Source organism: Nonomuraea sp. NPDC050153, from assembly GCF_044460125.1.
Lineage (GTDB): Bacteria > Actinomycetota > Actinomycetes > Streptosporangiales > Streptosporangiaceae > Nonomuraea.
This window is the reverse complement of sequence record NZ_JBITJQ010000009.1, coordinates 84,069-110,629: the sequence shown is the minus strand read 5'-3', so window position 1 is coordinate 110,629 and position 26,561 is coordinate 84,069. Positions and strand designations below refer to the sequence as shown.

The window sequence follows — 26,561 nt, the reverse complement described above, 5'->3', positions numbered from 1 at the left end:
CCCGTACCTGCGCAGGGGGTGGGAGCGTTGGATCAGGCGCCGGGCAGGTGCTTGCGCAGGACGGTGCTCAGCGGGGTGGGCTCGTGCCCCAGCAGGGTGGCCAGGGTGGGGTCGACGCCGGCGAACTCGCCGGCACGGCCGGCGACGAAGATGTCGAGCAGATGGTCCGCGTACTCGGCGGGGACGCCGTGATCCATCAGCTGTCGCCGGAACCGGTCGTCGGGCGCGACGGTCCTGGTGATGGTGCGGCCGGTCACGTCGCCGGCGATGCGGGCGATGTAGTCGAAGGTGAGCGCCTGGGCCGCGGTGAGCGGGGCGGTGGGGCCGTCGAAGCGGCCCTCGTCGGCCAGGATGACGGCCGCCGCCTCGGCGAGATCCTCGTGGGAGGTCCAGCTGACCGGCCCGTCCGCGGGGAGCGCGATCTGGTCGGATCGCATGGCCTGGCTGAGAAACCGCACGGCGCCGGCGGCGTAGAAGCCGTTGCGCAGTGCGGTGAACGGCACGCCGCACGCTCGCAGTGCCTCCTCGGTCGCGGCGTGGTCGCGGCAGGCCTGGAAGCGTGAGGAGGCACTGGCGCCCATGTGGCTGGTGTAGAGGACGCGGCGGGCGCCTGCCGCGACGGCCGCGTCGATCGCGAGGCGGTGCTGTCGTACGGCCTCTTCGCCCATCTTGTCGATCGAGATGATCAGCACCTGGGTGGCGCCCTCGAAGGCGTGGGCGAGGCTGCCGGCGTCGGTGAAGTCGCCGTGCCGCACCCGCACCCCCTGGTCGGCGAACGCCTGAGCCTTCTCGGGGTCGCGGACGCTGAGACCGATCCGGCCCGCCGGCACGCGGGTCAGCAGCCGTTCGACGATCTGGCGTCCGAGCTGTCCGGTGGCGCCGGTCACGATGATCATGTCGCACTCCAGTGGTCCATTCCGATGGAAACACAATGAGCGTATCACTGGTATTAGCGATGGAATCATAAATGTCGTATCACTGATATCGACGCGTGCGGCCCGTCACCGGGTCACAGGGCGGCCAGGTCGGTCACCTGCTCGGGAATCCGGGCGGTGAGGCTGCCCAGCAGCGACAGCGCCTCCTCCGACGGGCTGCCGGGGTCTGCCTGGTAGACGACGAGCTGCTGGCCGGGGGCGCTGTTGACGGTCAGCGCCTCGTAGTGCAGGGTCAGCTCGCCCACCAGCGGGTGGCGGAAACGTTTGGTCTCGTGGGTCTTCTGCCGGATGTCGTGGCGAGCCCACAGGCGGCGGAAGGTCTCGCTCGCCGCCGACAGCTCCGCCACCAGCTCGTCCAGCAGCGGATCGTCGTAGCCGGCCGCTGGCCGCAGCCCGGCGACCGTGGTGACCGCCACCCGGTCCCAGTCCGGGTAGAAGGTGCGGGCGTCCGGGTCGAGGAACACCAGCCGGACCAGGTCACCGCTGTAGGCGTGCCCGGCGAACAGGGCCTCGCCGAGCGTGTTGGCGGCCAGGACGGTCAGGCGGCGGCCCAGCACCACGGCCGGGGTCCGCGGCCAGGCCGCCATCATGCCCACCAGTTGCGGGCTGACCCGCTCGGAGCGGGCATCCGGCCGCCGCGAGCCCGCCGTCGCGCGAGCCAGCGCGTGCAGGTGCGCGACCGCGTCTTCCTCCAGGCCGAGCACCCGGGCCAGCGCGTCCACCACCTGGGCGGACGGGTGCCGCTCGCGCCCCTGCTCCAGGCGTACGTAGTAATCGGTGCTCACCCCGGCCAGCCGCGCGACCTCCTGCCGGCGCAACCCCGCCACCCTGCGGCGGGCACCGGCCGGCAGGCCGAGATCCTCGGGCTGGACCAGCGCGCGGCGGGCACGCAGGAACCGGCCGAGCGGATTCTCCCTGTCCATGGTTTCGAGGCTAGGCCAGGTCGGCGGCGGGCACAGGCGCTGAGGGGGGCCCTGATACTCCTACCCTCAGGAGCCGGTCACCAGCGGTCGAGCGAGCCGATCAGCAGGCTGGCACCGATCCCGGCGAAGAAGAGGATGAACGCGATCTCTACGGCGAGACCGGTCCCCATGTCCAGGCCGTAGGCCAAGGTGTCCGTCACCAGGCCCACCGGCAGGAAACTCATGAACATCCAGGCGAACGTGCGGAAGGCGAGCATGAAGAACCCGTCCCACCAGCCGAACAGCAGCCCCCACAGCAGCACCCCGAGGCCGAAGAAGGCCAGGTACAGCCAACCGTTGAGCGTCGCGCCGGACTCCGGCAGGAACCACTGCGCGTCACCCATCACCTCCACGCCGACGACCTCCCCGCGCCAGAGCCGCAGCGTGGCGGGCTGTCCCTCCTTGGCCTTGGCGTAGAAGCTCGACGACACGTCGCGGGCCTGCCGGGAACCGTTCGCCCGCTGCCAGGTGACCTCGTGGTGGGTGGTCGTGGTGGTGTTGGTGTGCGTTTGGCCGTTGGCGTCGGTGTACGTCGTCGTCGAGGTCGTGGTGTAGGTGCGCCGGGCGGCGATGGAGCCCGCCTCGCTGCCGAAACAGTCGCCGACGCTCCGGTCGCACGCCACGGTCTCCCGGAACTCCCTGGTCTGCCGATACGGGCCGGCCGCGCCGACGAGCCCCGCCACGAGCACGCCCAGGCCGAGCGCGACCACGATCCACCGCCCGAGGGAATGTCCGGGCCACGATACGCGGGACGGCAGTCGGCTGAATCGGCGAAGCCACATACCCCATCCCTACCTATGCTTGGTCGCCTTTATGCTCGCTCATTGCTCCTGGGGCCCAAGGACGGCTCAGCCCGCGGTGGCCTTGGCGTAGTGGAACACCTCAGGTGGGAGCGGGCGGTCCAGGCGCCATACGGTCGATCAGGTCGCGATCGGACACCGCCCGCAGCAGGCCGTCCTGATCAGATGCCGGTAAACGCCCGGCTGAAGATCGCTCACCCGGCGACTACAGGACGTGGCCGGCCACCGGGAAATACGGGTGCCGAGGCCGGAAGGTCGCTCTACACTGGCCGACCGTGGACTGGATCGAGCGGGTCGCCGAGATCCGGCGCTGGACCAGAGGCGGCGAGCGCGCACCGCACAAGCCACTTCTCCTCCTGTACGCCCTGGGCCGTTTCCAGCGGCACGGCAACCGGCCCATCCCGTTCAGCGCCGCCGAGGCCGAGCTCAAGAAACTGCTCAAGGAATACGGCCCGCCCCGCGACACCAGCCCGGGCTACCCCTTCCACCATCTGACGAACGACGGCCTCTGGCTGGTCGACACCCGCCACGGCCCGGGCAGCCCGGGCCCGGAGCTGGGCCGCCTGCGCGACAGCCAGGCCACCGGCCGCCTCCACCCCGACCTGGCCCGCGCGCTGTCGGAGGAGCCCGGCCTGCTGGGGCGGATCGCCCGCTACCTCCTGGACGCCAACTTCGCCCCGTCCCTGCACCCGGACCTGTGCCTGCTGGCCGGCCTCGATCTGGAGCCCGGCGAGGAGCTCAGAACACCGCCGGTCGTACGCCGTGATCCGGGCTTTCGCGATCGGGTGCTCATGGCGTACGAGTACTGCTGCGCGTTCTGCTCCTACGACGGCTGGCTGGACGGCACAGCGGTGGGCCTGGACGCGGCGCACGTGCGCTGGTGGGCCTTCGACGGGCCCGACAACGTGGCGAACGGGCTGTGCCTGTGCGCGATCCACCACAAACTGTTCGACAAGGGCGTCCTCGGACTGACCGCGGAACACATCATCGCCGTCTCGGCCAGGTTCGTGGGCCGGTCGCAGGCGTCCCGCGACATGGTGCTCTCCCTGGCCGGCCGGCCCGCCCGAAAACCCCAGCCCGGCCTGGACGCGGTCGAGCGGGAACACATCGGCTGGCACACCCGTCAGGTCTTCCGCACGCCCGCCCGTGCCTGAGACCGCACGCGCCCATCGGCGAGGTGCAACAGTACGATCATCCGCAGCCACGGGCCGACCGCCCGCGGGTCGCGTACGTCCCCGATGCGGCGCAGCGCGATGAGCATCGCGTCCTGCATGACGACGTCCACGTCGGGACCGGGACCCAGGATGCTCAACGCCACGGCCCGCATGCCCGCCCGATGCCGTTCCAGCGGCAGCCCCAGCGCGGCGACGTCACCGGCCTGGGCGGCCCGCGTCAACATCACGTCGTCGGCCGCGGCCTCTTCCGCCATGCCCCGCATCATCGCGCCTTCCCCGCGTTCGCGGCCCTCGCCGGCTCAGCCGTGCGCCACGTAGCCGCAGTCGACGGGCAGGGTGACTCCGGTGATGTAGCTGGCCCGCGGGGAGGCGAGGAAGAGGATCGCCTCGGCGACCTCCTCCGGACGGCCGAGGCGGCCGAGCGGGTTGCCCGTACGGCCCCACTCCTCGAACTTCTCCTCGCCGAGGGCCTTCACCACGTTGTCGGTCCTGGTGTTGCCGGGGGCGACGGAGTTGACCCGGACTCCGAGACCGCCGAACTCGGCGGCCCAGGAGCGGGTGAGGGAGTCGAGAGCGGCTTTCGTCGCTCCGTAGGCGGCGGCGTCCGGGATGCCCTGGAGAGCGGCGATCGAGCTGACGTTGACGATGCTGCCGGACCCCTTGGCTCCCATCGCCGGCGCGATGGCGGCGGTCAGGAAGAACGGCCCCCGTACGTTGGTGTCGAACACCTGCATGAACGACTTCAGATCCTGCTTCGGCGTCGGCATGAAGGGGTAGACGCCCGCGTTGTTGACCAGGATGTCGACGTCACCGGCCGCGTCGGCGAGCCGCTGCAGCGCGTCCAGGTCGCCGAGGTCCGTGGGGACGGCGCGGGCCCCGCCACCCGCGGCCTCGATCTGCGCGACCGTCTCGGCGAGGTGATCGGCATTGCGACCCGCGACGATGACGAAGGCTCCCGCACGGGCGAGCAGCAGTGCGGTCGCCCGGCCGATGCCCGAACCACCGCCGGTCACCAGCGCGGTCTGGTTCTGAAGTTCCATGATCGAGTCCTTGATCGGTGAAGTGCGCGCTCCCACTGGATGGTTCGCGTCCCCGGTCGGCCCCTCTGAGGCCCCGCCAGATCCGCGGGCGCCCTCGGCGCGGCTGCTCCGACCATCGCCGGCGCCGGACCCAAATAACCCCTCTAACCAGCAAGAATACACTCGGTGTCCGACGGCCGGCCGGCAGGCGGAACACGTCATCCGGCGTGCTGACACACTGAGACGAGGGAGGCGGAGAGAACGTGGTGGCGCTCATGCTGATCCTCGTGGTCGGCGCGACAGTCGTGTCGGCGCTGGCCAGGCGGATGGGCGTGCCGCCGCCGATCGCGCTGGTGATCGCCGGGCTCCTGGCCAGCCTGGTGCCCGGCCTGCCCGCCTACCAGCTGGATCCGGAGCTGGTGCTGTTCGGGTTCCTGCCGCCGCTGCTGTACGCCGAGGCGCTCGACACGAGCCTGCGGGACCTGCGGGCCAACCTGCGTTCGATCACGCTGCTGTCGGTCGGCCTGGTGCTGGCCAGCACGATCGCGGTCGGCTACCTGGCGCACGCGCTCGTGCCCGGACTGCCGCTGGCGGCCGGGTTCGTGCTCGGCGCGATCGTCGCGCCGCCGGACGCGCTCGCGGCGGCCGCGATCGCGAACCGGGTGGGGCTGCCCCGCCGGGTGGTCACCGTCCTGGAGGGCGAGAGCCTGCTCAACGACGCCACCGCTCTGGTGGCGTACCGGATCGCGATCGCCGCCGTGGCCACCGGCCTGTTCTCCTACGGCGCGGCGGTGCTCGGGTTCCTGCTGGTCAGCGTGATCGGGGTCGGGTTCGGGCTGGCGGTGGGGTTCCTCGTCGTCCACGTGCGACGCCGGATCGAGGACCCGCTGACGGAGAACACCGTGTCGTTGGTCACCCCGTTCGCGGCCTACCTGGGCGCGGAGACGCTGCACGGTTCGGGCGTGCTCGCGGTGGTGGTGACCGGACTGGTGGTGGCGCGGGCGGCGCCGCTGATCGTGTCCAGCACCACGCGGCTGCAGGGCCAGGCGGTCTGGGAGATGATCGCGTACCTGCTGCAGAGCGTCGTCTTCGCGCTCATCGGCCTGCAACTGCGGCAGATCCTGGCGGGGCTGCACGGTTACTCCGCCGCCGAACTCGCGCTGTACGCGGGCGCGGTGACCCTCACCCTGATCGTCGTACGCGTCGTGTGGGTGTTCCCGACCGTGTACCTGCCCCGGCTGCTCTTCCCGCGCATCCGCGCCCGTGATCCGTATCCGCCGTGGCAGGCGACTGCCATCGTGTCCTGGGCGGGGCTGCGCGGCGTGGTGTCACTGGCCGCCGCGTTCGCCATTCCGCTGACCGCGGGCGGCGCCCCGTTCCCCGGACGGGACCTGATCCTGTTCCTGACCTTCGCGGTGATCGTGGTGACGCTGGTGCTGCAGGGGCTGACCCTGCCCTGGGTCAGCCGCCGCCTGCGCGTCGCGGGCATGGACGACGACCTGCCCGAGCTGGAGCAGGCGAGCGCGGAGCACACCACGGCCAGGCTGGCCCTGGTACGCCTGGACCAGATCGTGGCCGAGGGCGCGCTGCCCGGCGACGTGGAGCTGCGCCTGCGCAGGGACCTGGAGGAGCGGGCCCGCAAGGCGCATGCCCTGCTGGGGCCCGGCGCGGACGACGAGCACCTGCCTGAGCTGGTCGAGGGGGCCGTGCTCGCCGCGGCGACCTACGCCGAGGCACGCAGGGAGCTGCTGCGGGTGGAGCGCGAGGAGGCGGTGCGCATGTGGCGGCGCGGCGAGATCGGCGACGCCGCTCTCCAGGCCCTGCAACGCAGGCTCGACCTGGAGGAGCAGCAGATCCTCTGAGGCCGCGACCGTCTACGCCGGCGCGACGGCATCGAACTCGATCATGAGGTGGCGGGGGCCGCGCAGCACCGGGTTGGGCCGGTACGGCGGCGGGTCGGTGACCAGCCGGGGATTGACCAGCCGGCGGGCCAGCGCGGAGAGCGCCACCTGCGTCTCGGTCCGGGCCAGCGGCGCGCCGAAGCAGTAGTGGATGCCGCTGCCGAAACCGAGGTGCGCGTTGTCGGCGCGGTCGGGGTCGAAGCGGTCGGGGTCGGCGAAGCGCTCGGGGTCGCGGCTGCCGGCGGCCAGGACGAGCGCGAGGGGTGAGCCTTTCGGGATGGTGGTGCCGGCGATGTCGATGTCGGCCAGGGCGCTGCGGCCGGTCAGCATGTGCACCGGCGGTTCGTAGCGCAGCAGCTCCTCGACCAGGCGCGTGCTCAGCTCGGGTTCGTGGCGCAGCCGTTCCAGCACGTCGGGGTGGCGCAGCAGGGTGAGCAGGCCGTTGGCGATGAGGTTGACGGTGGTCTCGTGGCCGGCGACCAGCAGCAGCCCGGCGGTGTTGAGCAGGTCGGTACGGGACATCGGCCCGTGCGGGCCCGCGTCGGTGAGCAGGCCGGAGATCAGGTCGTCGCCCGGCCGGCGTACGCGGGCGTCGGCGAGCGTGTTGAGGTATTCGCCCAGCTCACGGGTGATCTCGATTCTCCTGTGCTGCCGCTCCTCGAACGTTCCGGTGGTCGGGTCGAAGGCCTCGACGGTGGCGTCGGCCCAGTGGTGGAAGCGCGGCTGGTCCTCGCGCGGCACGCCGAGCAGGTGGCAGATCGCCGCCACGGGCAGCGGGTAGGTGAACTCGTCGACGGCTTCGAGGTGGTTCTTCCCCGCGAACCCGTCGATCAGGTCGTTGGTGACCTCGGCGAGCCAGGGGCGCAGGGCATCGACGCGTCCTGGCGACTGAGGCGGCCCGAACGGGCGCATCGCCAGTTCCCGCAGCCGGTCGTGGTCGGGCGGGTCGAGGTTGATGAAGGGCAGGAGCAGGCTTTCCTCGGGAGAGAGTGCGGTCTCGGCCATGCCGGGGCGGCTGCGGGGGTCGGAGCTGACCCGCGGATCGTGCAGCAGCGCGACGATCGCGTCGTAGGTGCTGATCACGTACGTGCCGTCGGCTTCCCGCGTCACCGGCGTCTTGCGCAGCTCGGCGTACAGGGGGTACGGGTTCGCGCGGTTGGCGGGGTCGAGGACCTGCTGGTAGAGGCTGGCCTGTGCCATGACGATGCCTTTCGTGAACTCCACGCGCACAGCGCGTCCGAGGCGACCCGGTGGGCGGGGCGGATCACGCGTCGCGTTCACCACAACCCTCATGAGCTGCACCTTCCCGCAGCATGCTGCGCGTTCCGCCAGGTGCCCGCCAAACCTCCGCAAGCAATCAAGATCGGGTGGCCCGGCCCGCGCGAGTACCCTTCGCCGTCGACGACCCCGAAGGGTCGGTGAGCGTCATCGACGTGAAGCGCGGCACCGTGCGCACCGCCGGCTTTCGGGCGTTCGACGATCGGGCCGCTCGGGTTGAAGGACTTCCGCTGTCGGCGGCGGCGTTCCCGAACGCCGCCGAGCTGAGGAAGGACGCGGAGCTGGGCCGCCTGACCGTGGCCGCGGACTCGCCGCAGGACGCTTCCGGCGCCTACCGGGAGCTGTACGCGTTCGTCGGGCTTGAGCGGGTCAGCGGGGTGGTCGTCCACGACGTGACCGACCCCCGGCGCCCGGCCCTCGTCGACCATCTCAACACCCGCGACTTCGCCGGTTCCGTCGCGGACGGGACCGCTGGCGACGTCGGCCCGGAGGGTGTCTTCTTCGTGCCCGCGGGAGACAGCCCGACCCGCCGGCCCCTGCTGATCGTGGGCAACGAGGTGAGCGGCACCACCGCCATCCACGAGCTCCGGTAGGCGGACGCACGGAGGCGGCCTTGACGGGCCGGGAAGGTAACGTCATCGTCACGGGTGCCTCTCGCCGCAATCCGCGCCGGTTCGGTCCTCGAATGCGCGGCAGAAACCTGACTGGAGGTCCTCATGGTTCGACGAATCTCCCTCCTGCTCGTCCTGGCAGCCTCGGCGCTGGCGCTGTTCGCCGGCACCGTCGCCGGGCCCGCCAACGCCGCGACGGCCATCGAGTACGGGCTGATCGCCGCTCTGGTGCCCTGAGGGACGGCGCAAGGGCGGATGTCCCGGCATCCGCCCTTGTTCGAGGAAGCTCCTGGCCGAGGTCAAGGCCTTGAGGGATGCGGCTTCTGTGCCGAAGATTGGCCCAACCATTACCTATCGGGCCAATAGCATGAAAAATCATGCTATTTCGCCCAGTGTTACCCGGCTGGGCGCGAGTCGTCTCTCGAGAAGGGCCCAGCTCGATGTCTGATCCTCGACGCCCCCTGGAACTGTTGCGGAAGGCCTTCAACCGCCACGACCTGGACGGCCTCGCGGACGCCTTCGGCCACGGCGCGGTCCTCGTCGCGCCGGACGGCGTGGGCCAGGGCAGGGAGGAGATCGCCTCCTACTACGGCGCGTTCATCGAGGCGTTCCCGGACTCGAAATGCACTCCTTGGGCGCTCACGATCTCGGGCGACACCCTGGTGGCGGAGTACACCCTGAGCGGCACGCACAAGGGCGCCTACCTGATGCCGGGAGGGGGCGCGGCCGAGGCGACCGGCCGCCCCATCCTCGTGCGCGCGTGCAGCGTCTCGGTCGTGGAGGACGATCTCATCGTCAGCCACCGCATCTACTACGACCAGCTGGAGGTGGGCGCCCAGCTCGGTGGCGCGCTCAGCTTCGAGGAACACGAGCGGCTGAGCTGACCGCGCCGCGGTCCGGCCACGAAGAAGGCGGGAACCCGAGCCCGGTTCCCGCCTTCTTCGCCTTCAGCGCGCGGTGGTGAACAGGAACGCGCTGTCCCGCACGGCCTCCACGCGGTGGCGGCGTTCGGGCATGACCGGCAGATCGCCGATGAGCTCGGTCAACGCGACCCTGGTCATGATCGCGGCGCGCGACGGTCGCGCCGAGCCTCCAGCTCCTCCGGGCTGACGGGGATCAACATCGGCTGTCCGGGCGCGCAGAACATCGTCACCACGAACACCGACTCCTCGTCCGCGAGGTGGTTGCCGTCCTGGTAGTGGATCACGTCCCCACCGGGCTCCCAGAACGCCTCACCGGCCTTGACGACCCGCACGGGGTCGCCTTCGAGCTCGAAGTTGACGGCACCCTTGACCACGTACCCGTACGCGGGCCCGGAGTGCCGGTGCGGCGGCGCGCCGGGGCTGTTCGGCGGCAACGTGACCAGGATCGTCATCGCCTCTGCCCCCTCCGGCGCGGGCGGTGCCCCCGGGACGGTGGCGACCACGTCGATCTTCGGCGGCGGGCCGCTCTTGTCAGGGTTCTCAAGGTGGTGCGCGTGCGCGTGATCGGTGCTCATCAGGCTTCCTTCCAGGGAAGTGGCCGGCTCGATCCGGCCGTGTACCAGCTCAGACAAGACAGCATCCCGATGTGTGACAACGCTCGTAAACAGTCAGAGGGCCAGTGCGGCCATGAAGGCCATGCAGGCCGCCATTCCGGCCGAGCACACGTCCTGGCCGCGCACCCGTCCATCCGCGTTCCGCAGGGGCAGCACGCGGATGATCCGGGCGCAGGTCCAGGCCAGCCCGATGACCAGGGCCAGCGCGGCCGTCGAACCGCCTCCGTGCGCGTGCCCGGACGGGGCGCCGGTGAGAGAGGACCCGCCGATCGCCGTCAGCACCAGGAGGATGGACATGACCACGAAGTCCTGGATGTGATGCCCGGCCTCCGCGCGGCGGGACGGGGCGCCGCAGAGCCAGGCGGCGGTCAGCAGCGCCAGCACCGCGGCGGCCAGGAACAGGCCCCCCAGATGCCCGGCCGCCATGCCGAGCGCCATGACGACGTGCGGCCACCTCGTGACGGGACGGGCGGAGGGCAGCAGGGCCGGGGCGAGGGCCAGGGCGCAGCCGAGCGACACCCCCACCACGTGGAGCACGGCCTGCATCAGGCGATCCCGGCTTTGCGCCGCGGGGCGTCGAGGAAGCTCAAACGGGCATCCATGATGCGCTCCTTGCCGTCGTAGGTGCTTACCTCCTCAGACAGGACAGCCCGGCGGGCTGTGACAGGCGTCCCAGGTGAACATACCGGGGGAGGACCGGCAACGGGACGGGTCAGAAGTACGTGGTCAGGCCGAACGTCTCGCGCAGGCGGGCCATGTCGTGCAGGTCGCGTTCCCTGGGCTCGTAGCCCTGGTGGAACGCGATCTGCCGGCCGGCGGACAGGCAGCGCACGCGCGCTCCCACGATGGTGCCCGTGACGAAGGCCGCGGCCGGGTAGGAGAGCTCCCCGCCGTGGTCGTCCAGGTGCTGCACGGCCGAGCCGTCCGCGGCGAAGTGCAGGGGGTGCAGATCGAGCTCGTGCCCCCGGTCATCGGTCATGACGAACCTGGCCGGCCGCCCGGGGACGGCGCCGGGCCGCTCGGCGTACCCGAGCGACTCCAGCGCGCCGATCACCTCCGGCTCCTGCTCGGCCCGGTGGAGCAGGTCGAGGTCGTGATGCTCCCGGGTGACGCGCCCCACCAGGATGTCGATGCCCCAGCCGCCGCACACCCAGACCTCGCAGTCCGCGGTGTCCAGCACGTCCAGCACCCGCAGCAGCTCCCCGATCGGCAGCAATCGTCCTTCTCCCGTCGCCGTGATCTACGCGGTCAGGCTACTGCGCAGGCCGGAGCGGTGTCGCCCCCGCCGGCGCGGACCTCAGTTCACGCGGGTGACGCGGCCCAGGGCCGGGGCCTGCAGCGGGGTCTTCGCCCGGATGTAGGACTCGAAGGCTTCGACGTCGCGTACCTTCTCCACCCGGTCGGTGCCCTCGGTCAGCACGGAGAAGCCGTCGCCGCCGGTCGCGATGAAGGAGTTGGCGGTCAGGCGGTACTGGGCGGCCGGGTCGACGACGGCCCCGTTGAGCTTGACGGTCGCCGGGTCGATCTTGTCGCAGGCGGGTTTGGCGTTGTCGTAGGTGTAGGTGAGCCCCTGGGAGACGCCGAGCACGCGGGCGGTGCTCTGGCCGCACCACTGCTGCTCCAGCAGCCGCTCCAACTGGGCGCCGGTGAGCGTCATGGTGACGAGCATGTTGCTGAACGGCTGCACGCGCAGCGCCTTGCCGTGCGTGACCAGGTTCGCCATCTCGTTGCCGGTGGGATTGACGATCAGATCGCCGCCGATGCCGCCGCCGTAGGGTGGCTGGATCGCGATCTGGGCGCCGCCGTTCTCCGGGGTGGACGTGGCGAACAGCCGGGCGTCGGCCAGGGCGTGGCCGACGGTGGACTCACCGGCGGCGTTGCGCTGGGCGGTGAGGTCGCGGCCGAGCAGGCCGACGGGCCGGTCCAGCAGCTTCTGCCCCTGCTCGTCGGTCCTGCGGCGCAGGGCGGCGATCTGGCCGTCGGGCTTGATGTCGTGGGTGACGGTGATGTTCTCGGCCTTCGAGGCGGTCGGATTGCCGCTCGCCTGGTCGACAGTCAGAACGATCTTGGTGAGCTCGCGCGTGTGGCCCGAGGTCTGGGTGACGGGGATGCCGTTGATCACGCAGTTGTACGCGTTGTGGGTGTGCCCGGAGATCACGGCGTCGACCTCGGGGTCGAACTTCTGCACGATGTCCTTGATCGGCCCGGCCAGGTTGTTGCACTCGTTGGGCAGGCCGCCGCCGGTCTGGCCGCCGCCCTGGTGGATCAGGACCACGACGGTGCGCACACCCTTGGCCTTGAGCTCGGCCGTGTAGGTGTTGACCGCCTCGGCCTCGTCGCGTCCCTCCAGCGGCTTGGTGGGGCCGGGAGCCTCGTTCAGCGTGTTCTTGAGGCTGACGCCGATGATGCCGACCTTGACGCCCTTGACCTGCTTGACGATGTAGGGCGTTATCGCGGGCTTGCCGGTGGTGGTGTCGATGATGTTCGCGCCCAGGTACGGGAAGTCGGCGCCCTTGAAGTTCGGGAGCGCGCACCCGTCGATCGGGTGGCAGCCGCCGTTCTCCATCCGCCGGAACTCGGCCAGGCCCTCGTCGAACTCGTGGTTGCCGACGCTGGAGGCGTCCAGGCGCATCAGGTTGAGCGCCTGGATGCCCGGCTCGTCGTGCAGGGCGGTGGCGTTCATGGTGCTGGAGGAGATGTTGTCGCCGGCCGCGAGCCGCAGCGTGCCGTGGGGGTTGTCGCGCTGGAGCCGGTCCATGTGGGCGGCCAGGTATTCGGCACCGCCCGCGGGGACCGGCCCGGACGGTGTCATGCCGAAGCTGGTCGGGAGACCGGAGTGGAAGTCGTTGAAGGCCAGTAACTGGATGTCCACCGTGTCGGCACGGGTGGGCAGCAGGCTGGTGCTCCCGAGCACCAGCGCCACGAGGAGGTTGCGCATGGTCACGAAGGTGACATACTCCCAACAGATCACACAAGGGCGAAATTTTCTAACATCGTCCGTCTAATGTGAACTATTGACATCACTGTGGGAAAGCGGCAGGGTTCGTCGCATGTCACCGATCCTGGCCAGAATCCGGGGGGTCGAGCCCACCCTCACCGCGACCCACCGGCGCATCGCCGAGGCCATCCTCGCCGAGCCCGCCGCAGTGGCCGCCTCGACCATCGGCGAGCTGGCGGAGCGGTGCGGCACCTCGCTCACCACGATCACCCGCTTCTGCCGCGAGCTGGGCCTGGCCGGCTACCCCGAGCTCAGGCTGGCGCTGGCGACCGACCTCGGACGCAACGACGCCGCCCCGCGCGAGCAGAGCCTGATCGCCTTCTCCCCGGACGACCCCGTGAGCCTGGTGCTGCGCAGCCTGCTGGCCAGCGACATGCGCGCCATGGAGGAGACGGCGGCCCAGCTCGACCTCGGGGCGGTGGACCGGGCGGTCTCCGCCCTGGTCGGCGCCAGGTTCATCGACTTCTTCGCGGTCTCGGGCAGCGCCGGTGTGGCCATGGACCTGCACCTGCGCCTGCACACCATCGGCCGGCCGTGCGCGCTGTGGACCGACGTGCACAGCGCCGTCTGCAGCGCCAACGCGCGCGACGACCGCGACGTGGCGCTCGGCATCTCCCACTCGGGCACCACGGCCGAGGTCGTCGAGCCGCTGACCATCGCCAAGGAACGCGGCGCCACCACGATCGCGGTCACCAACTTCCCCCGCAGCCCGCTGGCCGAGGCCGCCGACATCGTCCTCACCACGGCCGCGCAGGACACCCCCTTCCGCGCGGGCGGGGTGGCCGCGCGCCACACCCAGATGCTCGTCCTGGACTGCCTCTACATCGGCGTCGTCCAGCGCACCCACGAGACCAGCAACCAACTGCTGACCGCCGCCACCGACGCGGTCGCCAAGCACCGCCTGCCCCCGCGCTAGGAGTCCCTCATGCGCCTCGCCGCCGCTGTCGCCGCTGTCGCTTTGGCGACAGCCGTCACCGCCTGTGCCCCCTCGACCACCACCCGTGCCGGCGAAGGCAAGATCACCCTCTCGGTCTGGGGGTGGGGTCCCGAGGCCAACTACGACAAGATGTTCGCCGAGTACGAGAAACGCAACCCCGGCGTCGACGTCGACGCCCGCTCCTTCACCACCTCCACCGAGTACGACACGATCCTGTCCACCGGCCTGGCCGGCGACAGCGGGCCCGACCTGGCCTGGCTGCGCGCGGGCCCCCAGCTGCAGCCGCTCGTCGAGGCGGGCCGGCTGCTCCCGCTCGACACCAAGGACGTGCCCGGCCTGGCGAGCTTCGACGAAGGTGTCCTGCGCGCCGCCAAGGGCGACAAGGACGGCAAGGTGTACGGGGTGCCGTTCGCCGTGCAGACCCTGCAGGTGATCTACAACAAGAAGATCTTCGCGGACAACGGCGTCACCCCGCCGAAGACCTACGACGAGATGATCTCCGCTGCCCAGAAGCTCAAGGCCAAGGGCGTCATCCCGTTCGCCTTCGGCGGCAAGGACGACTGGATGCTGCCGATCGTGGCGAGCATCTTCGGCACCGCCCACTGGGGTGGCGACGAGTTCATCGCCGACGTCAAGGCCAAGCGGAAGAAGTTCGCCGACCCGCGCTTCGTCGAGGGCATCGACCAGCTCGACAAGCTCAAGCCGTACTTCCCCGAGAACGTCGCTGGCGTCTCCTACACCGACGCGCAGATCCTGTTCTCCTCCGGCAAGGCGGCCATGTTCCCCGGCGGCCTGTGGGAGCTGAACTTCTTCGGCGAGAACGCCAAGGACGTCGAACTGGGCGTCTTCACCCCGCCCGTGCCGGAGGGCCAGGGCCTCATGCCCGGTTTCACCGACGGCTCCTACGGCATCAACGTCAAGACCAGGCACAAGGCCGAGGCGCTGAAGTTCGCCGCCTGGCTGGCCTCCAAGGACTACGGACAGCTCTACACCGACACCGTGCGCACCTTCTCGGCCGTACCCGGCGTCACGCCCAAGGAGCCCCTGCTCGGCGAGGTGGCCACCGCCTTCGACCAGCACGGCGCGACCTACTTCATGAACGAGTTCGCGTACGGCAACCCGTCCTCGGCCGCGGTGTTCTCCAAGGCGCTGCAGGAGATGCTGCTGGGCCGCATCACCGCCAAGGAGGCGGCGGAGCAGCTCGACAAGAGCGTGTCCACATGGCTCTAGGCTCGCGGCGGGGATCATCGTACGTGTTCCTGATCCCCGCCTTCCTCCTCTACTCGGCGTTCGTGGTCTACCCGCTGTTCACCGGCCTGACCTACAGCTTCTTCTCCTGGAAGGGCACGCTGCGCGGCGGTTTCGCCGGGCTGGACAACTACGCCGGCCTGCTGTCGGACACCTTCCTCGACCAGTTACTGCCGGCGCTGGGGCACAACTTCCTGCTCTTCGCCGGCACCATGCTGGTGCAGAACACGCTGGGCCTGGCCTTCGCGCTCGCGCTGTCCCGCGTACGGCGCGGCAAGCGGGCGCTGCAGACCGCGTTCGCGCTGCCGTACCTCGTCAATCCCCTGGTCATCGGCTACCTGTGGACGCTGCTGCTCAGCCCCGCCTTCGGCCCGGTCAACGCGTTCCTCAAGCCGCTCGGCCTGGCGATGCCGTGGCTGGGCGACCCGGACACCGCGCTGCCGACCGTCATCGTGATCACCACCTGGCAGTGGGTGGGCTTCCCGATGTTGCTGTTCAGCGCCGCCCTCGGCGGCATCCCCCAGGAGTACGGCGAGGCCGCCAGGACCGACGGAGCCGGCTCGTGGCAGGTGTTCTGGCGCATCACGCTGCCGCTGCTCAGGCCGGCCATGGCGACCGTCACCATTCTCAGCTTCATCGGCAGCATGGGCACCTTCGCCCTGGTCTACGCGCTCGGCGGCTCCAACGGCTCCCCGGCGGGCGCGACGGACGTGCTCGGCCTGCTGTTCTACCGGACCGCGTTCGCCTCGGGCGACGTCAACGCGCTGGGCACCTCCTCGGCGCTGGCGGTCTTCATGTTCACCTTCATCTTCGGCTCGACGCTGCTGCTCGAACGGGTCCTGAGGAGGAAGGCGTGAGGGCTCTGGGGATCAAGATCCTGCTCTGGGGCTACGCGGCCTTCTCCATGGCGCCCCTGATCGTCATGGTGCTCAGCTCGTTCCGGCCCACCAGCGAGATCTTCGACCGGCCCCTCGGCCCGCCCACCGGGTTCGGCAACTACGTCAAGGCGTGGACGGACGCCTCCTTCTCCACCTACGTGGTCAACTCGGCGGTCGTCGTGGTCTGCGCCGTGCTGCTGGGCGCCGTGGTCTCGCTGCTGGCCGCGTACCCGCTGGGCCGCAGGGAGTTCCGCGGGCGCGGGCTGTTCGCCGCCTACTTCATCTCCGGCATGACGTTGCCCGCCCACCTGGGCGTGCTGCCGCTGTTCTACCTGCTGGAGAGCATGGGGCTGGTGGACTCGCTGGCCGGGCTGGTGCTGGTCTACGCGGCCGGTTCGGTGCCGTTCAACGTCTTCGTGCTGACCGCCTTCTTCCGCCAGCTGCCGCACGAGCTGGACGAGGCCGCGTCCCTGGACGGCGCCGGGCCGTTCGCGACCTTCTGGCACGTGATGCTGCCGCTGGTCCGGCCCGCGCTCGCGACGGTGGTGGTCTTCCAGTTCGTGCCGATCTGGAATGACTTCTTCTACCCGCTGGTCCTGATGCGGGACGAGAGCAAGCTGACCCTGCCGGTCGGCCTCACCCACTTCTTCGGCCAGTTCCAGAACGATTGGGGGACGCTCTTCGCCGGCCTGGTGATGACGACGATCCCGCTGGTCGTGCTCTTCGTGCTGGCCACGCGCCAGATCGTCGCCGGGCTGACCGCCGGCATGAACCGTTGAGGAAACAGTCTATGGATCTTGTGATGGCCTTCGCCGACGAGGCACGTTCCCGCCTGGACGGGTTGCTGGCCGACCAGCTGCCCGCCATCAGGCAGGCGGGAGCGCTGATCGCCGCGACCGTGCGCGCCGACGGCGTCGTGCACGCGTACGGGACGGGGCACTCCGAGGCGGTGGCGCTGGAAGTGGCGGGCCGGGCGGGCGGTTTGATCCCGACCAACCGGCTCACCCTGCGCGACCCGGTGGTGCTGGGGGCGGAGGACCCCGGCGCGTTCGACCCGCTGGCCGAACGCGACCCGCACACCGCGCACCAGGTGCTGGCCCTGCACACGATCAAGGAGTCCGACGCCTTCATCATCGCCTCCAACTCGGGCGGCAACGGCTCGACCGTGGAGATGGCCCGGCTGGTCAAGGAGCGCGGCCTGCCGCTGATCGCGATCACCTCACTGGCCCACTCCGGAGCCATCACCTCGCGCCATCCGTCCGGGGAGCGGCTGTTCGAGCTGGCGGACATCGTGATCGACAACCTCGCCCCGTACGGCGACGCCGTCCTGCCGACCGAACACGGCCCGGTCTGCGGCATCTCCTCGATCACCTCGGCGCTGATCGTGCAGCTGATGGTCGCCGAGGCGATCGGCCTGCTCCTGGCCGACGGAAAGGTCCCGCCGGTCTACCTGTCGGCCAACATCCCCGACGCCGACGCGCACAACGACGCCCTCGTGACCCGTTACGCCGGGCGGATCAGGGCCGGGGCGCTGTGAACCTGACGATCGCCGCCTTCTGGCCGCCGCCTCCTCACGAGACGACGGCCGCCCGCTACCGGGAGATCGCCGAAGCCGGCATCGACCTGGTCATCACCGGCAACTACCTGAACGACCGGGTCATCCTGCGGCACGCGCTGGCCTGCGCCGAGGAGGCGGGACTCGGCGTGCTGGTCGCCTCGGACCCGCGCGTGGACGTGCTGATGCGCGACCTGGACGTGGACCCCGCGCCGCTGCTCGGCCGGGTGGTCGACGACTACCGTTCGTACCGCTCCTTCCGTGGCCTCAGCCTCATGGACGAGCCGCACGCCGAGCAGTTCCCCAGGGTGGCGGCCGGGGTCGCCGCCGTGCGCGCGGCCGGCGCCTTCGCCTACGCCAACCTCCTCCCGAGCCACGCCACCGGCCCCTACGACGCGTACGTGGAGGAGTTCGCCGGACTCGTCCGCCCCGACGTGCTCTCCTTCGACCGTTACCCGTTCCTGGCCGGCGGCTTCGACGAGGGCTACCTCGCCGACCTCGCGACGGTGCGCGAGCACGCGCGCCGAGCCGCCCTGCCCGCCTGGATGTACGTGCAGACGCTGGCCTACGACGGGCACCGCGAGCCGTCGGCCGCCGAGCTGGCCTGGCAGGTCAACACCGCGCTGGCCTACGGCTACACCGGCATCCAGTACTTCACCTACTGGACGCCCGACCCGGCGCGCGGTGAGGGCTTCCAACGGGCGCTCATCGACGGGGACGGCGTGCCGACCGAGCGCTTCCGTGTCGTGCGCGACCTCAACACCCGCTGGCTGCGTCCGGTGGCGGCGGAGCTGCCCGGCTGGACGTCGGTCGACCACGCCGGCGACGTCCTGGTGGGCCGCTACGGCGAGCGGCTGCGGTTCGTCTGCAACGCCCGCTTCGACGAGCCGGCCGAGGTCGCGCTCGACGGGATCACCGATGCGTTCGACCCGGCGACCGGCTCCTACGAGCCCTGCGCCCCGGCCTTCACCCTCGCGCCCGGCGCGGCGCGCCTGGTCCGATGATCCTCTTCGCCGGTGTCGACGCCGGCGGCACCACCACCCGAGCCGCCCTGCACGCGGCGGACGGGACCAGGCTCGGGTACGGCACCGCCGGCCCGGGCAACCCGGCCGCGTACGGCGACCCGGCGGCCGGGGCGGCCATCGAGCGGGCCCTGCGCCGCGCGCTCGACGGCCAGGACCCCTTACGGGTGGCCGCCTCGGTGGCGGGGGTCGCGGGCGCGGACGACGGCTTCGCCGTGGTGCTGCGCCGCGTCTGGGCCGCGTGCGGCATCGCGGCGCCGCCCAGGCTGGTGAGCGACGTGGACATCGCCTACGCGGCCGGCACGCCGGCGCCCTCCGGAACGCTGCTGCTCGCCGGAACGGGGGCCGCCGCCGCCCGCTTCGCCGACCGCCGGGTGGCGGCCGTCGCCGACGGGCTCGGGTGGCTGCTCGGCGACGAGGGCGGAGGGTTCTGGATCGGCCGGGCCGGGGTACGCGCCACCGTCCACGCGCTCGATCGCGGTCTGCCGTACGGGCCGCTCGCGGACCTGGTCTGCGCCCACTTCGGCGCGACGGGCGAGCCGCGGGGGCGCGCCGACCGCATCGTCCGGCTGGCGCAGGCCGACCGGATACTGGTGGCGGCCGCCTGCCCGCTCGTGGCCGAGGCGGCGACGGCCGGGGACAGGCGCGCGGCGGAGATCGTCGACGAGGCCGCCCGGCGGCTGGTGGCGACGGCGGGCTGGGTACCCGGCGAGGGCCCGATCGTGCTGGCGGGCGGCGTGCTGACCGCGGACGGCCCGGTCCGTACGGCGGTCCTGGAGCTGCTGGGCGACCGGGAGGTGGCCACGGCGCGGGACGGCGCGGCGGGGGCGAGCTGGCTGGCCGCACTCGACCACCTGGGCGACCTCGCCACCCACGGGCGCTTCACGGCGGGTTGACGCTGGGGAAATCCCCAGGTGGTTCCCGCAACCCCCGCCCGTGGGGATGCCCCCAAGGCCGCACGCTGCGTATGCGACCTTGGGGGCGGTCCGCGCGGGGCCGGCTAGCGGGTGGTCATGAGGGTCAGGCTTTCGTCCTGCACGGAGGTGGAGATCCCGCGGGTGATGCGGTATTCCGCGAGGTCGGGGCCGTCGCCGCCGATGATCTCCCGAGCGGCGAGGCGGCCGAGCTCGGGTGCCAGGTTGACGCCGCTGTGGGTGACGAGGTGGTACAGGCCGGGGGCGTCGGGGTGGGTGCCCGCCAGCGGCAGGCCGTCCGCCGGCACCGGCCGTACGCCGAGGCGGACGCCGGCCAGCCGGGCGGTGCGCAGCGCGGGGAGGACGCGCTGGCCGCCCTCATGCAGGCGTTCGGCCAGGGCGTCGTCGCCCTGGCCGGGCAGCAGCGCGTCGACGGGCCAGGAGATGGAGCAGATCCGGTCTCCGGGGGCGGGGCGCAGGTCCACCTCGGGTGTGGCCAGGATGGCGTCGAGCCGCAGGCCGGGCACGGGGGTGCTCTCACCCACCAGCCCGGGGATCCGCGTCATGGGCAGGTCGGTGCCGGCGAGCGCCGCGACGCGGTCGGCGTCCGGGCCGGTGCAGTTGACCACCCAGTCGGCCTCCCAGCGCCGCGTGCCGGTCTCGACACCGGTGACGGCGTCGCCGCTGCGGATCAGCGCGTGTGCCCGCAGGCCGTACCTGATGTCGGCGCCGAGCGTGGCGGCGCGGTCGAGCAGGCGCTGGACGAAGAGCGGCGCGTCGTACCAGGCGCTCTGGTCGTGGACCACGAGCTCGCTCGCCGTGCACGCCGCCGGGTCGACGGCGGGGGCGAGTTCGCGCAGCTCGGAATGGTCGGCGATGCGGCAGGGATGGCCCCACGACTTGAGGCGGACGGCCCGCTCCCTGAGCCCCCGCCGGCTCTCCTCGCTGTCACCCCACTGGATGGCGGGCATGGGGTGCCGCCACGACGGGCCCCCGAGCTCCTCGGCCAGCGTGGCGTGCAGGGCTGCGCTGGCGCGGTTCAGCTCGTAGTAGGCGCGCGGGGTCTTCAGATGGGTGACGTCCATGGAGAAGGTCGCGCTGGAGGTTCCCGCGGCGGGGCCGCCGGCTTCGATGACGACGACCTGAGCCCCTGCGACGGCCAGGTGGTACGCGACGGAGGCGCCGAGCACTCCGGCGCCGAGAACGATGACGCGGGACACGTGGAGATCTTTCTTTCGGGGGTCAGAGGACCTTGCTGAGGAACGCCCGGGTGCGCTCGTGGCGGGGTTCGCCGAGCACGGCGCCGGGCGGCCCGGATTCGACGACGACCCCGTCGTCCATGAAGACGATCGTGTCGCACACCTCGCGGGCGAATCCCATCTCGTGGGTGACGATGATCATCGTCATGCCGTCCTCGCGTACGAGGTCGCGCATGACGTCCAGGACCTCGCCCACGAGCTCCGGGTCGAGGGCCGAGGTCGGCTCGTCGAACAGCATGAGATCGGGCCGCATCGCCAGGGCGCGGGCGATGGCGACGCGCTGTTGCTGGCCGCCGGACAGCTCGTCGGGGCGGCTGTGCGCCTTGTCGGCCAGCCCCACCCTGGCCAGCAGGGCGTGGGCGCGCTCGCGTACCTCGGCCTTCGGCTCCTTCTTGACCATGATCGGCGCCATCGAGATGTTCTCGAGCGCGGTCATGTGCGGGAAGAGGTTGAAGCGCTGGAAGACCATCCCGATGTCCACCCGCCGGGCGGCGATCACCTTGTCCGGCAGCTCGTAGACCTTTCCGTCGCGCTCCTCGTAGCCGATCAGCTGGTCGCGGAAGTAGAGGCGGCCGGCGTCGATGCGTTCGAGGTGGTTGATGCAGCGCAGGAAGGTGGACTTGCCGGACCCCGACGGGCCGATCAGGGCCAGCACCTCTCCCTCCGCGACCTCCAGGTCGATGCCTTTGAGCACGTCGAGCGTCCCGTAACGCTTGTGCACGCCTTCCGCGCGGACGAGGGCCGTCATCTGCTGAACCTGCGTTCGATGTAGTGCTGCCCGGCGTTCAGGACGGTCGTGGCCACGAGGTACCAGAAGCACGCCACGGTGAGCAGGGGGACCTGCTGGAAGTTCCGGGAGTAGATGCCCTGGATCGAGGTCAGGAGCTCCGGCACGGCGATGGCGAAGACGAGGGAGGTGGTCTTGAGCATGGAGACCACCTGGTTGCCGGTCGGCGGGATGATGACCCGCATGGCCTGGGGAAGAATGATCTTCCGCAGGGTCTGGAAGCGGGTCAGGCCCAGGGCGTGGGCCGCCTCCGTCTGGCCGTGGTCGACGGAGGTGATGCCGGCGCGCACGATCTCGGCCATGTAGGCCGCCTCGTGCAGGCCGAGACCCAGCACCGCCGCGGTGAGCTGGGTGATGATCAGGTTGGTGTCGAACTCCAGGAACGTCGGCCCCCAGGGCACACCGAGCCCGATCTTCGGCACCACCGCGGACAGGAAGTACCAGAACAGCAGCTGCACCAGCAGCGGCGTGCCGCGGAAGACCCAGATGTAGAACGCGCTCAGCGCCGACAGCAGGGGGTTGGGCGACATCCGCAGCACGGCCAGCACGACGCCGCCCGCGACGCCGACGACCATGGCGAGCACCGTGAGCAGCAGCGTGGTGCCGAGCCCGCTCAGGACCGCGGGGGAGAAGAGGTACTCGCCGACCACCTTCCACTCCATGCGCGGGTTGGCCAGCCACCCCTGCAGCAGGAAGATCACCACGAAGCCGAGGACGGCCGCGCTCACCCAACGCCCCGGATGGCGGAGCGGGACGGCCTGGATCCGCTCCTGCGACGCCGCAGGAGCGGTCTGCCCGGTCGTGGTCACGACTCGCCGCCGTTGATCACGGCCTTGTCGAGTGCGCCCGTCGACATCTGCCACTTGGCGAGGATCTTGGCGTAGGTGCCGTTCTCCATCAGCTTCTGCAGCGCCTGCTGCACGGCCTTGGCCAGGTTCTGGTCCTCCTTGTTGACGAGGATCCCGTACGGCAGGTAGCGGTAGGGCTCGCCCACCTGCTTCATCCGGCCGCCGGACTGGGCGGCCTGGTAGGTGATGGTGGGGGTGCCGCCGATGAAGGCGTTGGCCCGGCCGGTGGAGACGGCCTGCAGACAGCCGACCGTGTCGGGGAACACCAGCACCTGGACCGCCGGTTTGCCCGCGTCCGTGCACTTCTTCTTCTGCTGCTCGGCGTCGTCGGCCTGGGCGGTGCCCTGCTCGACGGCCGCCGTCTTCCCGCAGAGATCGTCCAGCGACTTGATCGCCTGCGCGTCCTTGTCCTGGACCAGCAGCGAGCTGCTGGTCTTGAAGTAGTCGACGAACGTGACCTTCTCGCGGCGTTCCGGCTTGTCCAGCATCGCCTGGATGGCCAGGTCGTAGCGGCGTGCCTGCACGCCGGCGATGAGGCTGTCGAAGCTGGCCTGGTTGAACGTCACCTCGACGCCGAGCACCTGGCCGATGGCCTTCATCAGCTCGGGTTCCAGGCCGATGACCGTCTTGTTGTCGGTGTCGAGGAAGACCAGCGGCGGGTAGTTGTGACCCGCCGCCACGTTGAGCGTCCCACTCTTCTTGATCTTGTCAGGCAGAAGGCCGTTCAGTTCCTGACTCTTCTGCTGTGCCGGGGCGGCCGCCTGGGAAGCGTCGCCTCCGGAGCAAGATGTCAGGGACAGGAGTCCCGCCAGGCCGAATGCGGCGGCTGTTCGGGTGAACCGCATGGCGCAGGACACCCCCTCTCGCGCTTGGTGCTGCGTTCCGTAAAGACCAATATTGGGGGTCCGTTTAGATACGACAAGGTGAGCGAGCATGCGCATTGGTGCACATCCTGTTCAGTCTTCCTTATCCTCTTTTCCGGCCTCCCCAGTTCGCCGACCTTGGTGATCGGTCGCGCCGCCTCATGAGGCTCGGGGTCTGGTGATGCTTACGGCCGGACTGTTAAGTTGGGCCGATGCTTACCCCGGCCCAGTTGCAGGCGATCCGTGAGGTGGTCGCCACCGGCTCGCTCAGGACTGCCGCCAAGCGCCTCGGATTCACCCCGTCGGCCATCTCGCAGCAGGTCTCCTCGCTGGAGCGGACCCTGGGCGTCCAGCTGTTCGAGCGCCTGCCGCGCAGCATCCGGCCCACGGCGGCGGGGGCCGAGCTGGCCCGCAAGGCCTCCCGGCTGCTGGCCGATCTTGAGGCGGCGGAGGAGGAGATGCGCTCTTTCGCGTCCGCCCACCGGGGCAGGTTGCGGCTCGGCAGCTTCTGGTCCGCCGGGTTCCGGCTGGTGCCCGCCGTACTGGCCGAGTTCCTGCGCGACCGGCCCAACGTGGACATCCGCTACGAGGAAGGCGATCCGCACCGGACCATTCCCGCCGTGAACGACGGGCGGCTCGACCTGGCCGTGGTCTTCGAGTACGGCATGGTGCCGCACACCCGGCCGAAGGACCTGACCATGACGTTGATCATGGAGGAGCCGCTCTACGTGCTCGTGCCGACCGGCCATCGGCTGGCCACCCGCAAGCGCATCCAGTTCGGCGAGCTGTCGGCCGAACGATGGATCTCCTACACCGAGGGCATGGACGCCGCGCTCAACCTGTCGCACATCTGCGCGGCCAGCGGCTTCGACCCCGACGTGCTGTTCCGCACCAACGACTACAACCTGCCCTTCGAGCTCGTACGCAAGGGGCTGGGGGTGGCGATCGTGCCGGAGCTGGCGATGATCGAGTCACGCGACGTGTGCGTGTTCCGGCTCGGCGACCCCTCCCAGGTCCGCCGGGTCTTCACCGTGTGCCGCGCCACCGACCCCAACCCCCTGCTCGCTCACGCGACGAACATGCTCATCAACGCCGCCGAGTCCCTGCACCAGCGCACGGACCTCCCCGTCGCCGTATGACCGCCGGGAGGCGCACGCCGCCGCCACCCCCGGCGCGCCGGACGCCTCCCGGGCGGCGGGCCTTACGGTGTGGGCGCCGGGCCGAGCAGGGGCTCGATGGACTCCCACGCCGGAGGCTCGGGCCACCCGCCCTCGCCCGCCGCGGTCGAGCCCGCCTCCAGGCCGAGGACCGCGCAGGCCAGCAGGTGCTCGCCGGGCTGCAGGTCGCCCTTCAGGGTGGGGATCGTGGTGTGCGGGACCAGCACGTTGGTGCCGGGCAGGGCCGTGACGAGGGCGCCCTCCCGCCGCCCTGACAGGTCCTCGATCACGCACAGGCCGTCCGGCGAGTCGAGCCTGGCCCACCCGGGACCGGTGTCGACGCGGGTGGGCGGCCGGTCCCGGTCGACCGCGAAGGCGCCCTCGGCCGTGCGCAGCGCCCGCCCGGTCCTGATCCGGTGCACCCGTACGTGCCACGGCGACCGCGCCACCAGCCAGGTCTCGATCTCCACGTCGTCCCAGGGCGTCCAGCGCGCGTGCAGCACGCCGTCGGCGGCGGAGACGTGGTCCGGCAGCTCGCACGGCCGCCAGTGCTCGCCGTCCTCGCTGAGCGCCAGCGTGCTGTCGAAAGCGCCCTGTTCGAGCCCGTACGTCCCGGCGGGCACGCTGAAGCCGAACCGCGTGGAGTAGGCGAACTTGGCGTACTTGGCCGCGCCGTGCCGCGCCCACGGGTTGCGCTGCCCCGCGCTCAGCATCACCACGTGCCGCCCCTCCTCGCAGCGCATCAGCGCCACGGCCGCCTCCGGCTGGGTGCTGACCTCGGGCAGCGGGGGCGCGTCTGCCTCCTTGGCGGCCCAGAACGGGTGCTCGGCGGGCAGGGCGAGCGGCAGGAACGCCTTCATCGCCCAGTAGGGCGAGCCGGGCGCGTTGTACTGCTCGGCCATGTGCGGCTGGGGGTAGCCGTAGCCGATGGTGAGCAGCCCCGCGGTGTCGCGGACGGGCTGCCGGCCCCACCAGCGCAGGTTCCGCAGCAGGTGCCCCTTGGTCACCTCCCAGGGCAGCGCCTCGACCCCGGCGAAGGCCAGCGCCCCCCAGAACGCCGACTGCGCGAAGCGGTAGGTCAGGCTCCTGCCGAACGGCACGGCGACCCCCTCGCTGGTGAACCAGTGCTGGAAGTCGTGGGCGTAGGCCGCCGCCCGCGCGCGGAAGCGCTCGGCCCTGGCCCGGTCGTCGCCGAGCGCCGCGTAGATGAGGCCGTAGTAGTGCATGGCGAACGGGATGTAGTAGTCGCGCTGCCACGTGGGCCCGTCGGAGTACCACCCGCCTCCGAGGTCGAACTGCTCCAGCCGGTCGAGCCTGGCCGTGTTGGCGTCGCGGTCGTGGGAGACCCCGACGCGGTCCAGCCCGAGCCCCACCATGACCGGGAAGAACAGCCAGTTGTTGTTGTTCGGCTCCACGGTGACCGCGTGCCGCAGCCAGGCGGCGACCGTGTCGCGCTGCCGGCCGGTCAGCGGGTCCCAGATCTGCTCGGGGGCCAGGGCGAGCGCCAGGCCGATGGCGGCGGTCTCGACCAGCCGCTGGTTCCGGTCGAAGGCCGCGCCCCAATAGTCGGGGTGCTCGGGGTCGGTCCCGGCGGCGAGCCCGGCGCTCCAGAGCTCCCAGTGGTCGAACGTCCCGCCGCCGGCCGTCAGCGGCGCCAGCCCCCACAGCGGGCGGGCAAACGCTTCCAGCTCGGAGGACGCCCGGTCGTAGTGCGCCGTGTTGAACCCCAGCCGCAGCCGCCCCCCGCCCGGGCTGAACCGGGTGATCAGCGGTTCGACCAGGTCAAGAACCTGACGCCGCAGGTCGTCTCGGTCGTTGCCAGGCCGTCCTGCGCGGTCGTCGGTGTCCACGGGCTCCCTCTTCTCCGCTGGAAAGCG

The 26,561-nt window shown here is 71.0% G+C and carries 28 protein-coding genes; 13 read left to right on the top strand and 15 right to left on the bottom strand.

The annotated features are described in order from the left end of the window. Positions 1 to 32: 32 nt before the first annotated feature. The 3 genes from ACIBQ1_RS23495 to ACIBQ1_RS23485 all read right to left on the bottom strand — a co-directional run bounded on the left by ACIBQ1_RS23495 (position 33) and on the right by ACIBQ1_RS23485 (position 2,679). Complete coding sequence (locus tag ACIBQ1_RS23495) at positions 33 to 896, bottom strand: SDR family oxidoreductase (RefSeq protein WP_397280531.1); 864 nt, start codon at positions 894 to 896, stop codon at positions 33 to 35. A 113-nt stretch (positions 897 to 1,009) separates the two neighbouring features. Next, complete coding sequence (locus tag ACIBQ1_RS23490; RefSeq protein WP_397280529.1) at positions 1,010 to 1,858, bottom strand: helix-turn-helix transcriptional regulator; 849 nt, start codon at positions 1,856 to 1,858, stop codon at positions 1,010 to 1,012. Positions 1,859 to 1,935: 77 nt separating this feature from the next. Next, entirely contained in the window at positions 1,936 to 2,679 is a 744-nt protein-coding gene (locus tag ACIBQ1_RS23485) for a hypothetical protein (RefSeq protein WP_397280527.1), read from the bottom strand. Positions 2,680 to 2,972: 293 nt separating this feature from the next. Here ACIBQ1_RS23485 and ACIBQ1_RS23480 point away from each other — a divergent pair, with 293 nt between their 5' ends. After that, a complete protein-coding gene (locus ACIBQ1_RS23480) occupies positions 2,973 to 3,851 on the top strand; it encodes a phosphorothioated DNA-binding restriction endonuclease (protein ID WP_397280524.1) in 879 nt (292 codons plus the stop codon). Here ACIBQ1_RS23480 and ACIBQ1_RS23475 read toward each other — a convergent pair. Together ACIBQ1_RS23475 and ACIBQ1_RS23470 are read right to left on the bottom strand one after the other, a co-directional pair. Next, positions 3,821 to 4,126 carry an RNA polymerase sigma factor gene (locus ACIBQ1_RS23475; RefSeq protein ID WP_397280522.1) on the bottom strand — a complete coding sequence of 102 codons (306 nt, stop codon included), beginning with the start codon at positions 4,124 to 4,126 and terminating at the stop codon, positions 3,821 to 3,823. The genes ACIBQ1_RS23480 and ACIBQ1_RS23475 overlap by 31 nt on opposite strands. A gap of 45 nt (positions 4,127 to 4,171) precedes the next feature. Continuing rightward, positions 4,172 to 4,912 carry an SDR family NAD(P)-dependent oxidoreductase gene (locus ACIBQ1_RS23470; protein ID WP_397280520.1) on the bottom strand — a complete coding sequence of 247 codons (741 nt, stop codon included), beginning with the start codon at positions 4,910 to 4,912 and terminating at the stop codon, positions 4,172 to 4,174. Positions 4,913 to 5,166: 254 nt separating this feature from the next. On the opposite strand from ACIBQ1_RS23470, the gene ACIBQ1_RS23465 reads away from it, so the two are divergent. Next, positions 5,167 to 6,753, top strand: coding sequence for a Na+/H+ antiporter (locus ACIBQ1_RS23465; RefSeq protein ID WP_397280518.1), 1,587 nt, complete (start codon positions 5,167 to 5,169; stop codon positions 6,751 to 6,753). A 12-nt stretch (positions 6,754 to 6,765) separates the two neighbouring features. On the opposite strand, the gene ACIBQ1_RS23460 is transcribed toward ACIBQ1_RS23465, so the two are convergent. Then, positions 6,766 to 8,016: a cytochrome P450 gene (locus tag ACIBQ1_RS23460; RefSeq protein ID WP_397280517.1), complete on the bottom strand. Its 1,251-nt coding sequence runs from the start codon at positions 8,014 to 8,016 to the stop codon at positions 6,766 to 6,768. Between the two features lie 194 nt (positions 8,017 to 8,210). Between ACIBQ1_RS23460 and ACIBQ1_RS23455 the strand changes: the two genes are divergently transcribed. The 3 genes from ACIBQ1_RS23455 to ACIBQ1_RS23445 all read left to right on the top strand — a co-directional run bounded on the left by ACIBQ1_RS23455 (position 8,211) and on the right by ACIBQ1_RS23445 (position 9,565). Continuing rightward, positions 8,211 to 8,663, top strand: a complete 453-nt coding sequence (locus tag ACIBQ1_RS23455; protein WP_397280515.1) for a choice-of-anchor I domain-containing protein — start codon at positions 8,211 to 8,213, stop codon at positions 8,661 to 8,663. Between the two features lie 123 nt (positions 8,664 to 8,786). Beyond that, positions 8,787 to 8,918, top strand: coding sequence for a hypothetical protein (locus ACIBQ1_RS23450; protein WP_397280513.1), 132 nt, complete (start codon positions 8,787 to 8,789; stop codon positions 8,916 to 8,918). Positions 8,919 to 9,121: 203 nt separating this feature from the next. Beyond that, complete coding sequence (locus ACIBQ1_RS23445; RefSeq protein ID WP_397280511.1) at positions 9,122 to 9,565, top strand: ester cyclase; 444 nt, start codon at positions 9,122 to 9,124, stop codon at positions 9,563 to 9,565. A gap of 173 nt (positions 9,566 to 9,738) precedes the next feature. Here ACIBQ1_RS23445 and ACIBQ1_RS23440 read toward each other — a convergent pair whose 3' ends face one another. The 4 genes from ACIBQ1_RS23440 to ACIBQ1_RS23425 form a co-directional block, all read right to left on the bottom strand. After that, on the bottom strand, positions 9,739 to 10,179 hold the full coding sequence (locus ACIBQ1_RS23440; RefSeq protein ID WP_397280509.1) for a cupin domain-containing protein: 441 nt from the start codon (positions 10,177 to 10,179) through the stop codon (positions 9,739 to 9,741). Between the two features lie 93 nt (positions 10,180 to 10,272). Further along, positions 10,273 to 10,764 carry a hypothetical protein gene (locus ACIBQ1_RS23435; protein WP_397280507.1) on the bottom strand — a complete coding sequence of 164 codons (492 nt, stop codon included), beginning with the start codon at positions 10,762 to 10,764 and terminating at the stop codon, positions 10,273 to 10,275. 166 nt (positions 10,765 to 10,930) lie between these two features. After that, a complete protein-coding gene (locus ACIBQ1_RS23430; RefSeq protein ID WP_397280505.1) occupies positions 10,931 to 11,434 on the bottom strand; it encodes a nucleotidyltransferase domain-containing protein in 504 nt (167 codons plus the stop codon). A gap of 81 nt (positions 11,435 to 11,515) precedes the next feature. Beyond that, entirely contained in the window at positions 11,516 to 13,156 is a 1,641-nt protein-coding gene (locus ACIBQ1_RS23425) for a bifunctional metallophosphatase/5'-nucleotidase (protein WP_397280503.1), read from the bottom strand. A 112-nt stretch (positions 13,157 to 13,268) separates the two neighbouring features. Here ACIBQ1_RS23425 and ACIBQ1_RS23420 point away from each other — a divergent pair, with 112 nt between their 5' ends. Genes ACIBQ1_RS23420 through ACIBQ1_RS23390 form a run of 7 tightly spaced genes read left to right on the top strand, consistent with a single transcriptional unit; the run spans position 13,269 to position 19,752 of the window. Next, positions 13,269 to 14,132, top strand: coding sequence for a MurR/RpiR family transcriptional regulator (locus ACIBQ1_RS23420; protein ID WP_397280501.1), 864 nt, complete (start codon positions 13,269 to 13,271; stop codon positions 14,130 to 14,132). Between the two features lie 9 nt (positions 14,133 to 14,141). Next, positions 14,142 to 15,383 (top strand): ABC transporter substrate-binding protein, encoded by a 1,242-nt coding sequence (locus tag ACIBQ1_RS23415; protein WP_397280499.1) that lies wholly within the window; start codon positions 14,142 to 14,144, stop codon positions 15,381 to 15,383. Positions 15,384 to 15,406: 23 nt separating this feature from the next. Further along, on the top strand, positions 15,407 to 16,258 hold the full coding sequence (locus ACIBQ1_RS23410; protein WP_397280498.1) for a carbohydrate ABC transporter permease: 852 nt from the start codon (positions 15,407 to 15,409) through the stop codon (positions 16,256 to 16,258). Then, positions 16,255 to 17,058, top strand: a complete 804-nt coding sequence (locus ACIBQ1_RS23405; protein WP_397280495.1) for a carbohydrate ABC transporter permease — start codon at positions 16,255 to 16,257, stop codon at positions 17,056 to 17,058. Before ACIBQ1_RS23410 ends, ACIBQ1_RS23405 begins: the two co-directional genes overlap by 4 nt. 11 nt (positions 17,059 to 17,069) lie before the next feature. Further along, a complete protein-coding gene (locus tag ACIBQ1_RS23400; RefSeq protein WP_397280494.1) occupies positions 17,070 to 17,816 on the top strand; it encodes a sugar isomerase domain-containing protein in 747 nt (248 codons plus the stop codon). After that, positions 17,813 to 18,838 carry a hypothetical protein gene (locus tag ACIBQ1_RS23395; RefSeq protein ID WP_397280491.1) on the top strand — a complete coding sequence of 342 codons (1,026 nt, stop codon included), beginning with the start codon at positions 17,813 to 17,815 and terminating at the stop codon, positions 18,836 to 18,838. Before ACIBQ1_RS23400 ends, ACIBQ1_RS23395 begins: the two co-directional genes overlap by 4 nt. Beyond that, complete coding sequence (locus ACIBQ1_RS23390; protein WP_397280488.1) at positions 18,835 to 19,752, top strand: N-acetylglucosamine kinase; 918 nt, start codon at positions 18,835 to 18,837, stop codon at positions 19,750 to 19,752. Before ACIBQ1_RS23395 ends, ACIBQ1_RS23390 begins: the two co-directional genes overlap by 4 nt. 104 nt (positions 19,753 to 19,856) lie before the next feature. Here the strand turns inward: ACIBQ1_RS23390 and ACIBQ1_RS23385 are convergent, their stop codons facing one another. Genes ACIBQ1_RS23385 through ACIBQ1_RS23370 form a run of 4 tightly spaced genes read right to left on the bottom strand, consistent with a single transcriptional unit; the run spans position 19,857 to position 23,509 of the window. Further along, positions 19,857 to 20,990: an NAD(P)/FAD-dependent oxidoreductase gene (locus tag ACIBQ1_RS23385; protein ID WP_397280486.1), complete on the bottom strand. Its 1,134-nt coding sequence runs from the start codon at positions 20,988 to 20,990 to the stop codon at positions 19,857 to 19,859. A 22-nt stretch (positions 20,991 to 21,012) separates the two neighbouring features. Further along, positions 21,013 to 21,777, bottom strand: coding sequence for an amino acid ABC transporter ATP-binding protein (locus tag ACIBQ1_RS23380; protein ID WP_397280484.1), 765 nt, complete (start codon positions 21,775 to 21,777; stop codon positions 21,013 to 21,015). Beyond that, positions 21,774 to 22,625 (bottom strand): amino acid ABC transporter permease, encoded by an 852-nt coding sequence (locus tag ACIBQ1_RS23375; RefSeq protein ID WP_397280482.1) that lies wholly within the window; start codon positions 22,623 to 22,625, stop codon positions 21,774 to 21,776. The genes ACIBQ1_RS23380 and ACIBQ1_RS23375 overlap by 4 nt, the downstream gene beginning before the upstream one ends. Continuing rightward, positions 22,622 to 23,509, bottom strand: a complete 888-nt coding sequence (locus ACIBQ1_RS23370) for an ABC transporter substrate-binding protein (protein WP_397280479.1) — start codon at positions 23,507 to 23,509, stop codon at positions 22,622 to 22,624. The genes ACIBQ1_RS23375 and ACIBQ1_RS23370 overlap by 4 nt, the downstream gene beginning before the upstream one ends. Positions 23,510 to 23,739: 230 nt before the next feature. Here ACIBQ1_RS23370 and ACIBQ1_RS23365 point away from each other — a divergent pair, with 230 nt between their 5' ends. Continuing rightward, on the top strand, positions 23,740 to 24,666 hold the full coding sequence (locus ACIBQ1_RS23365) for a LysR family transcriptional regulator (RefSeq protein WP_397280477.1): 927 nt from the start codon (positions 23,740 to 23,742) through the stop codon (positions 24,664 to 24,666). A gap of 62 nt (positions 24,667 to 24,728) precedes the next feature. On the opposite strand, the gene ACIBQ1_RS23360 is transcribed toward ACIBQ1_RS23365, so the two are convergent. After that, positions 24,729 to 26,534 carry a DUF2264 domain-containing protein gene (locus ACIBQ1_RS23360; RefSeq protein ID WP_397280476.1) on the bottom strand — a complete coding sequence of 602 codons (1,806 nt, stop codon included), beginning with the start codon at positions 26,532 to 26,534 and terminating at the stop codon, positions 24,729 to 24,731. Positions 26,535 to 26,561: the final 27 nt, after the last annotated feature.

What these genes read in the sequence shown, in the direction of transcription:
- ACIBQ1_RS23495 (WP_397280531.1), bottom strand. Translation starts at nt 896, where the DNA reads ATGATCATCGTGACCGGCGCCACCGGACAGCTCGGACGCCAGATCGTC.
- ACIBQ1_RS23490 (WP_397280529.1), bottom strand. Translation starts at nt 1,858, where the DNA reads ATGGACAGGGAGAATCCGCTCGGCCGGTTCCTGCGTGCCCGCCGCGCG.
- ACIBQ1_RS23485 (WP_397280527.1), bottom strand. Translation starts at nt 2,679, where the DNA reads ATGTGGCTTCGCCGATTCAGCCGACTGCCGTCCCGCGTATCGTGGCCC.
- ACIBQ1_RS23475 (WP_397280522.1), bottom strand. Translation starts at nt 4,126, where the DNA reads ATGGCGGAAGAGGCCGCGGCCGACGACGTGATGTTGACGCGGGCCGCC.
- ACIBQ1_RS23470 (WP_397280520.1), bottom strand. Translation starts at nt 4,912, where the DNA reads ATGGAACTTCAGAACCAGACCGCGCTGGTGACCGGCGGTGGTTCGGGC.
- ACIBQ1_RS23465 (WP_397280518.1), top strand. Translation starts at nt 5,167, where the DNA reads ATGCTGATCCTCGTGGTCGGCGCGACAGTCGTGTCGGCGCTGGCCAGG.
- ACIBQ1_RS23450 (WP_397280513.1), top strand. Translation starts at nt 8,787, where the DNA reads ATGGTTCGACGAATCTCCCTCCTGCTCGTCCTGGCAGCCTCGGCGCTG.
- ACIBQ1_RS23445 (WP_397280511.1), top strand. Translation starts at nt 9,122, where the DNA reads ATGTCTGATCCTCGACGCCCCCTGGAACTGTTGCGGAAGGCCTTCAAC.
- ACIBQ1_RS23440 (WP_397280509.1), bottom strand. Translation starts at nt 10,179, where the DNA reads ATGAGCACCGATCACGCGCACGCGCACCACCTTGAGAACCCTGACAAG.
- ACIBQ1_RS23435 (WP_397280507.1), bottom strand. Translation starts at nt 10,764, where the DNA reads ATGCAGGCCGTGCTCCACGTGGTGGGGGTGTCGCTCGGCTGCGCCCTG.
- ACIBQ1_RS23425 (WP_397280503.1), bottom strand. Translation starts at nt 13,156, where the DNA reads ATGCGCAACCTCCTCGTGGCGCTGGTGCTCGGGAGCACCAGCCTGCTG.
- ACIBQ1_RS23420 (WP_397280501.1), top strand. Translation starts at nt 13,269, where the DNA reads ATGTCACCGATCCTGGCCAGAATCCGGGGGGTCGAGCCCACCCTCACC.
- ACIBQ1_RS23415 (WP_397280499.1), top strand. Translation starts at nt 14,142, where the DNA reads ATGCGCCTCGCCGCCGCTGTCGCCGCTGTCGCTTTGGCGACAGCCGTC.
- ACIBQ1_RS23400 (WP_397280494.1), top strand. Translation starts at nt 17,070, where the DNA reads ATGGATCTTGTGATGGCCTTCGCCGACGAGGCACGTTCCCGCCTGGAC.
- ACIBQ1_RS23390 (WP_397280488.1), top strand. Translation starts at nt 18,835, where the DNA reads ATGATCCTCTTCGCCGGTGTCGACGCCGGCGGCACCACCACCCGAGCC.
- ACIBQ1_RS23380 (WP_397280484.1), bottom strand. Translation starts at nt 21,777, where the DNA reads ATGACGGCCCTCGTCCGCGCGGAAGGCGTGCACAAGCGTTACGGGACG.
- ACIBQ1_RS23370 (WP_397280479.1), bottom strand. Translation starts at nt 23,509, where the DNA reads ATGCGGTTCACCCGAACAGCCGCCGCATTCGGCCTGGCGGGACTCCTG.
- ACIBQ1_RS23365 (WP_397280477.1), top strand. Translation starts at nt 23,740, where the DNA reads ATGCTTACCCCGGCCCAGTTGCAGGCGATCCGTGAGGTGGTCGCCACC.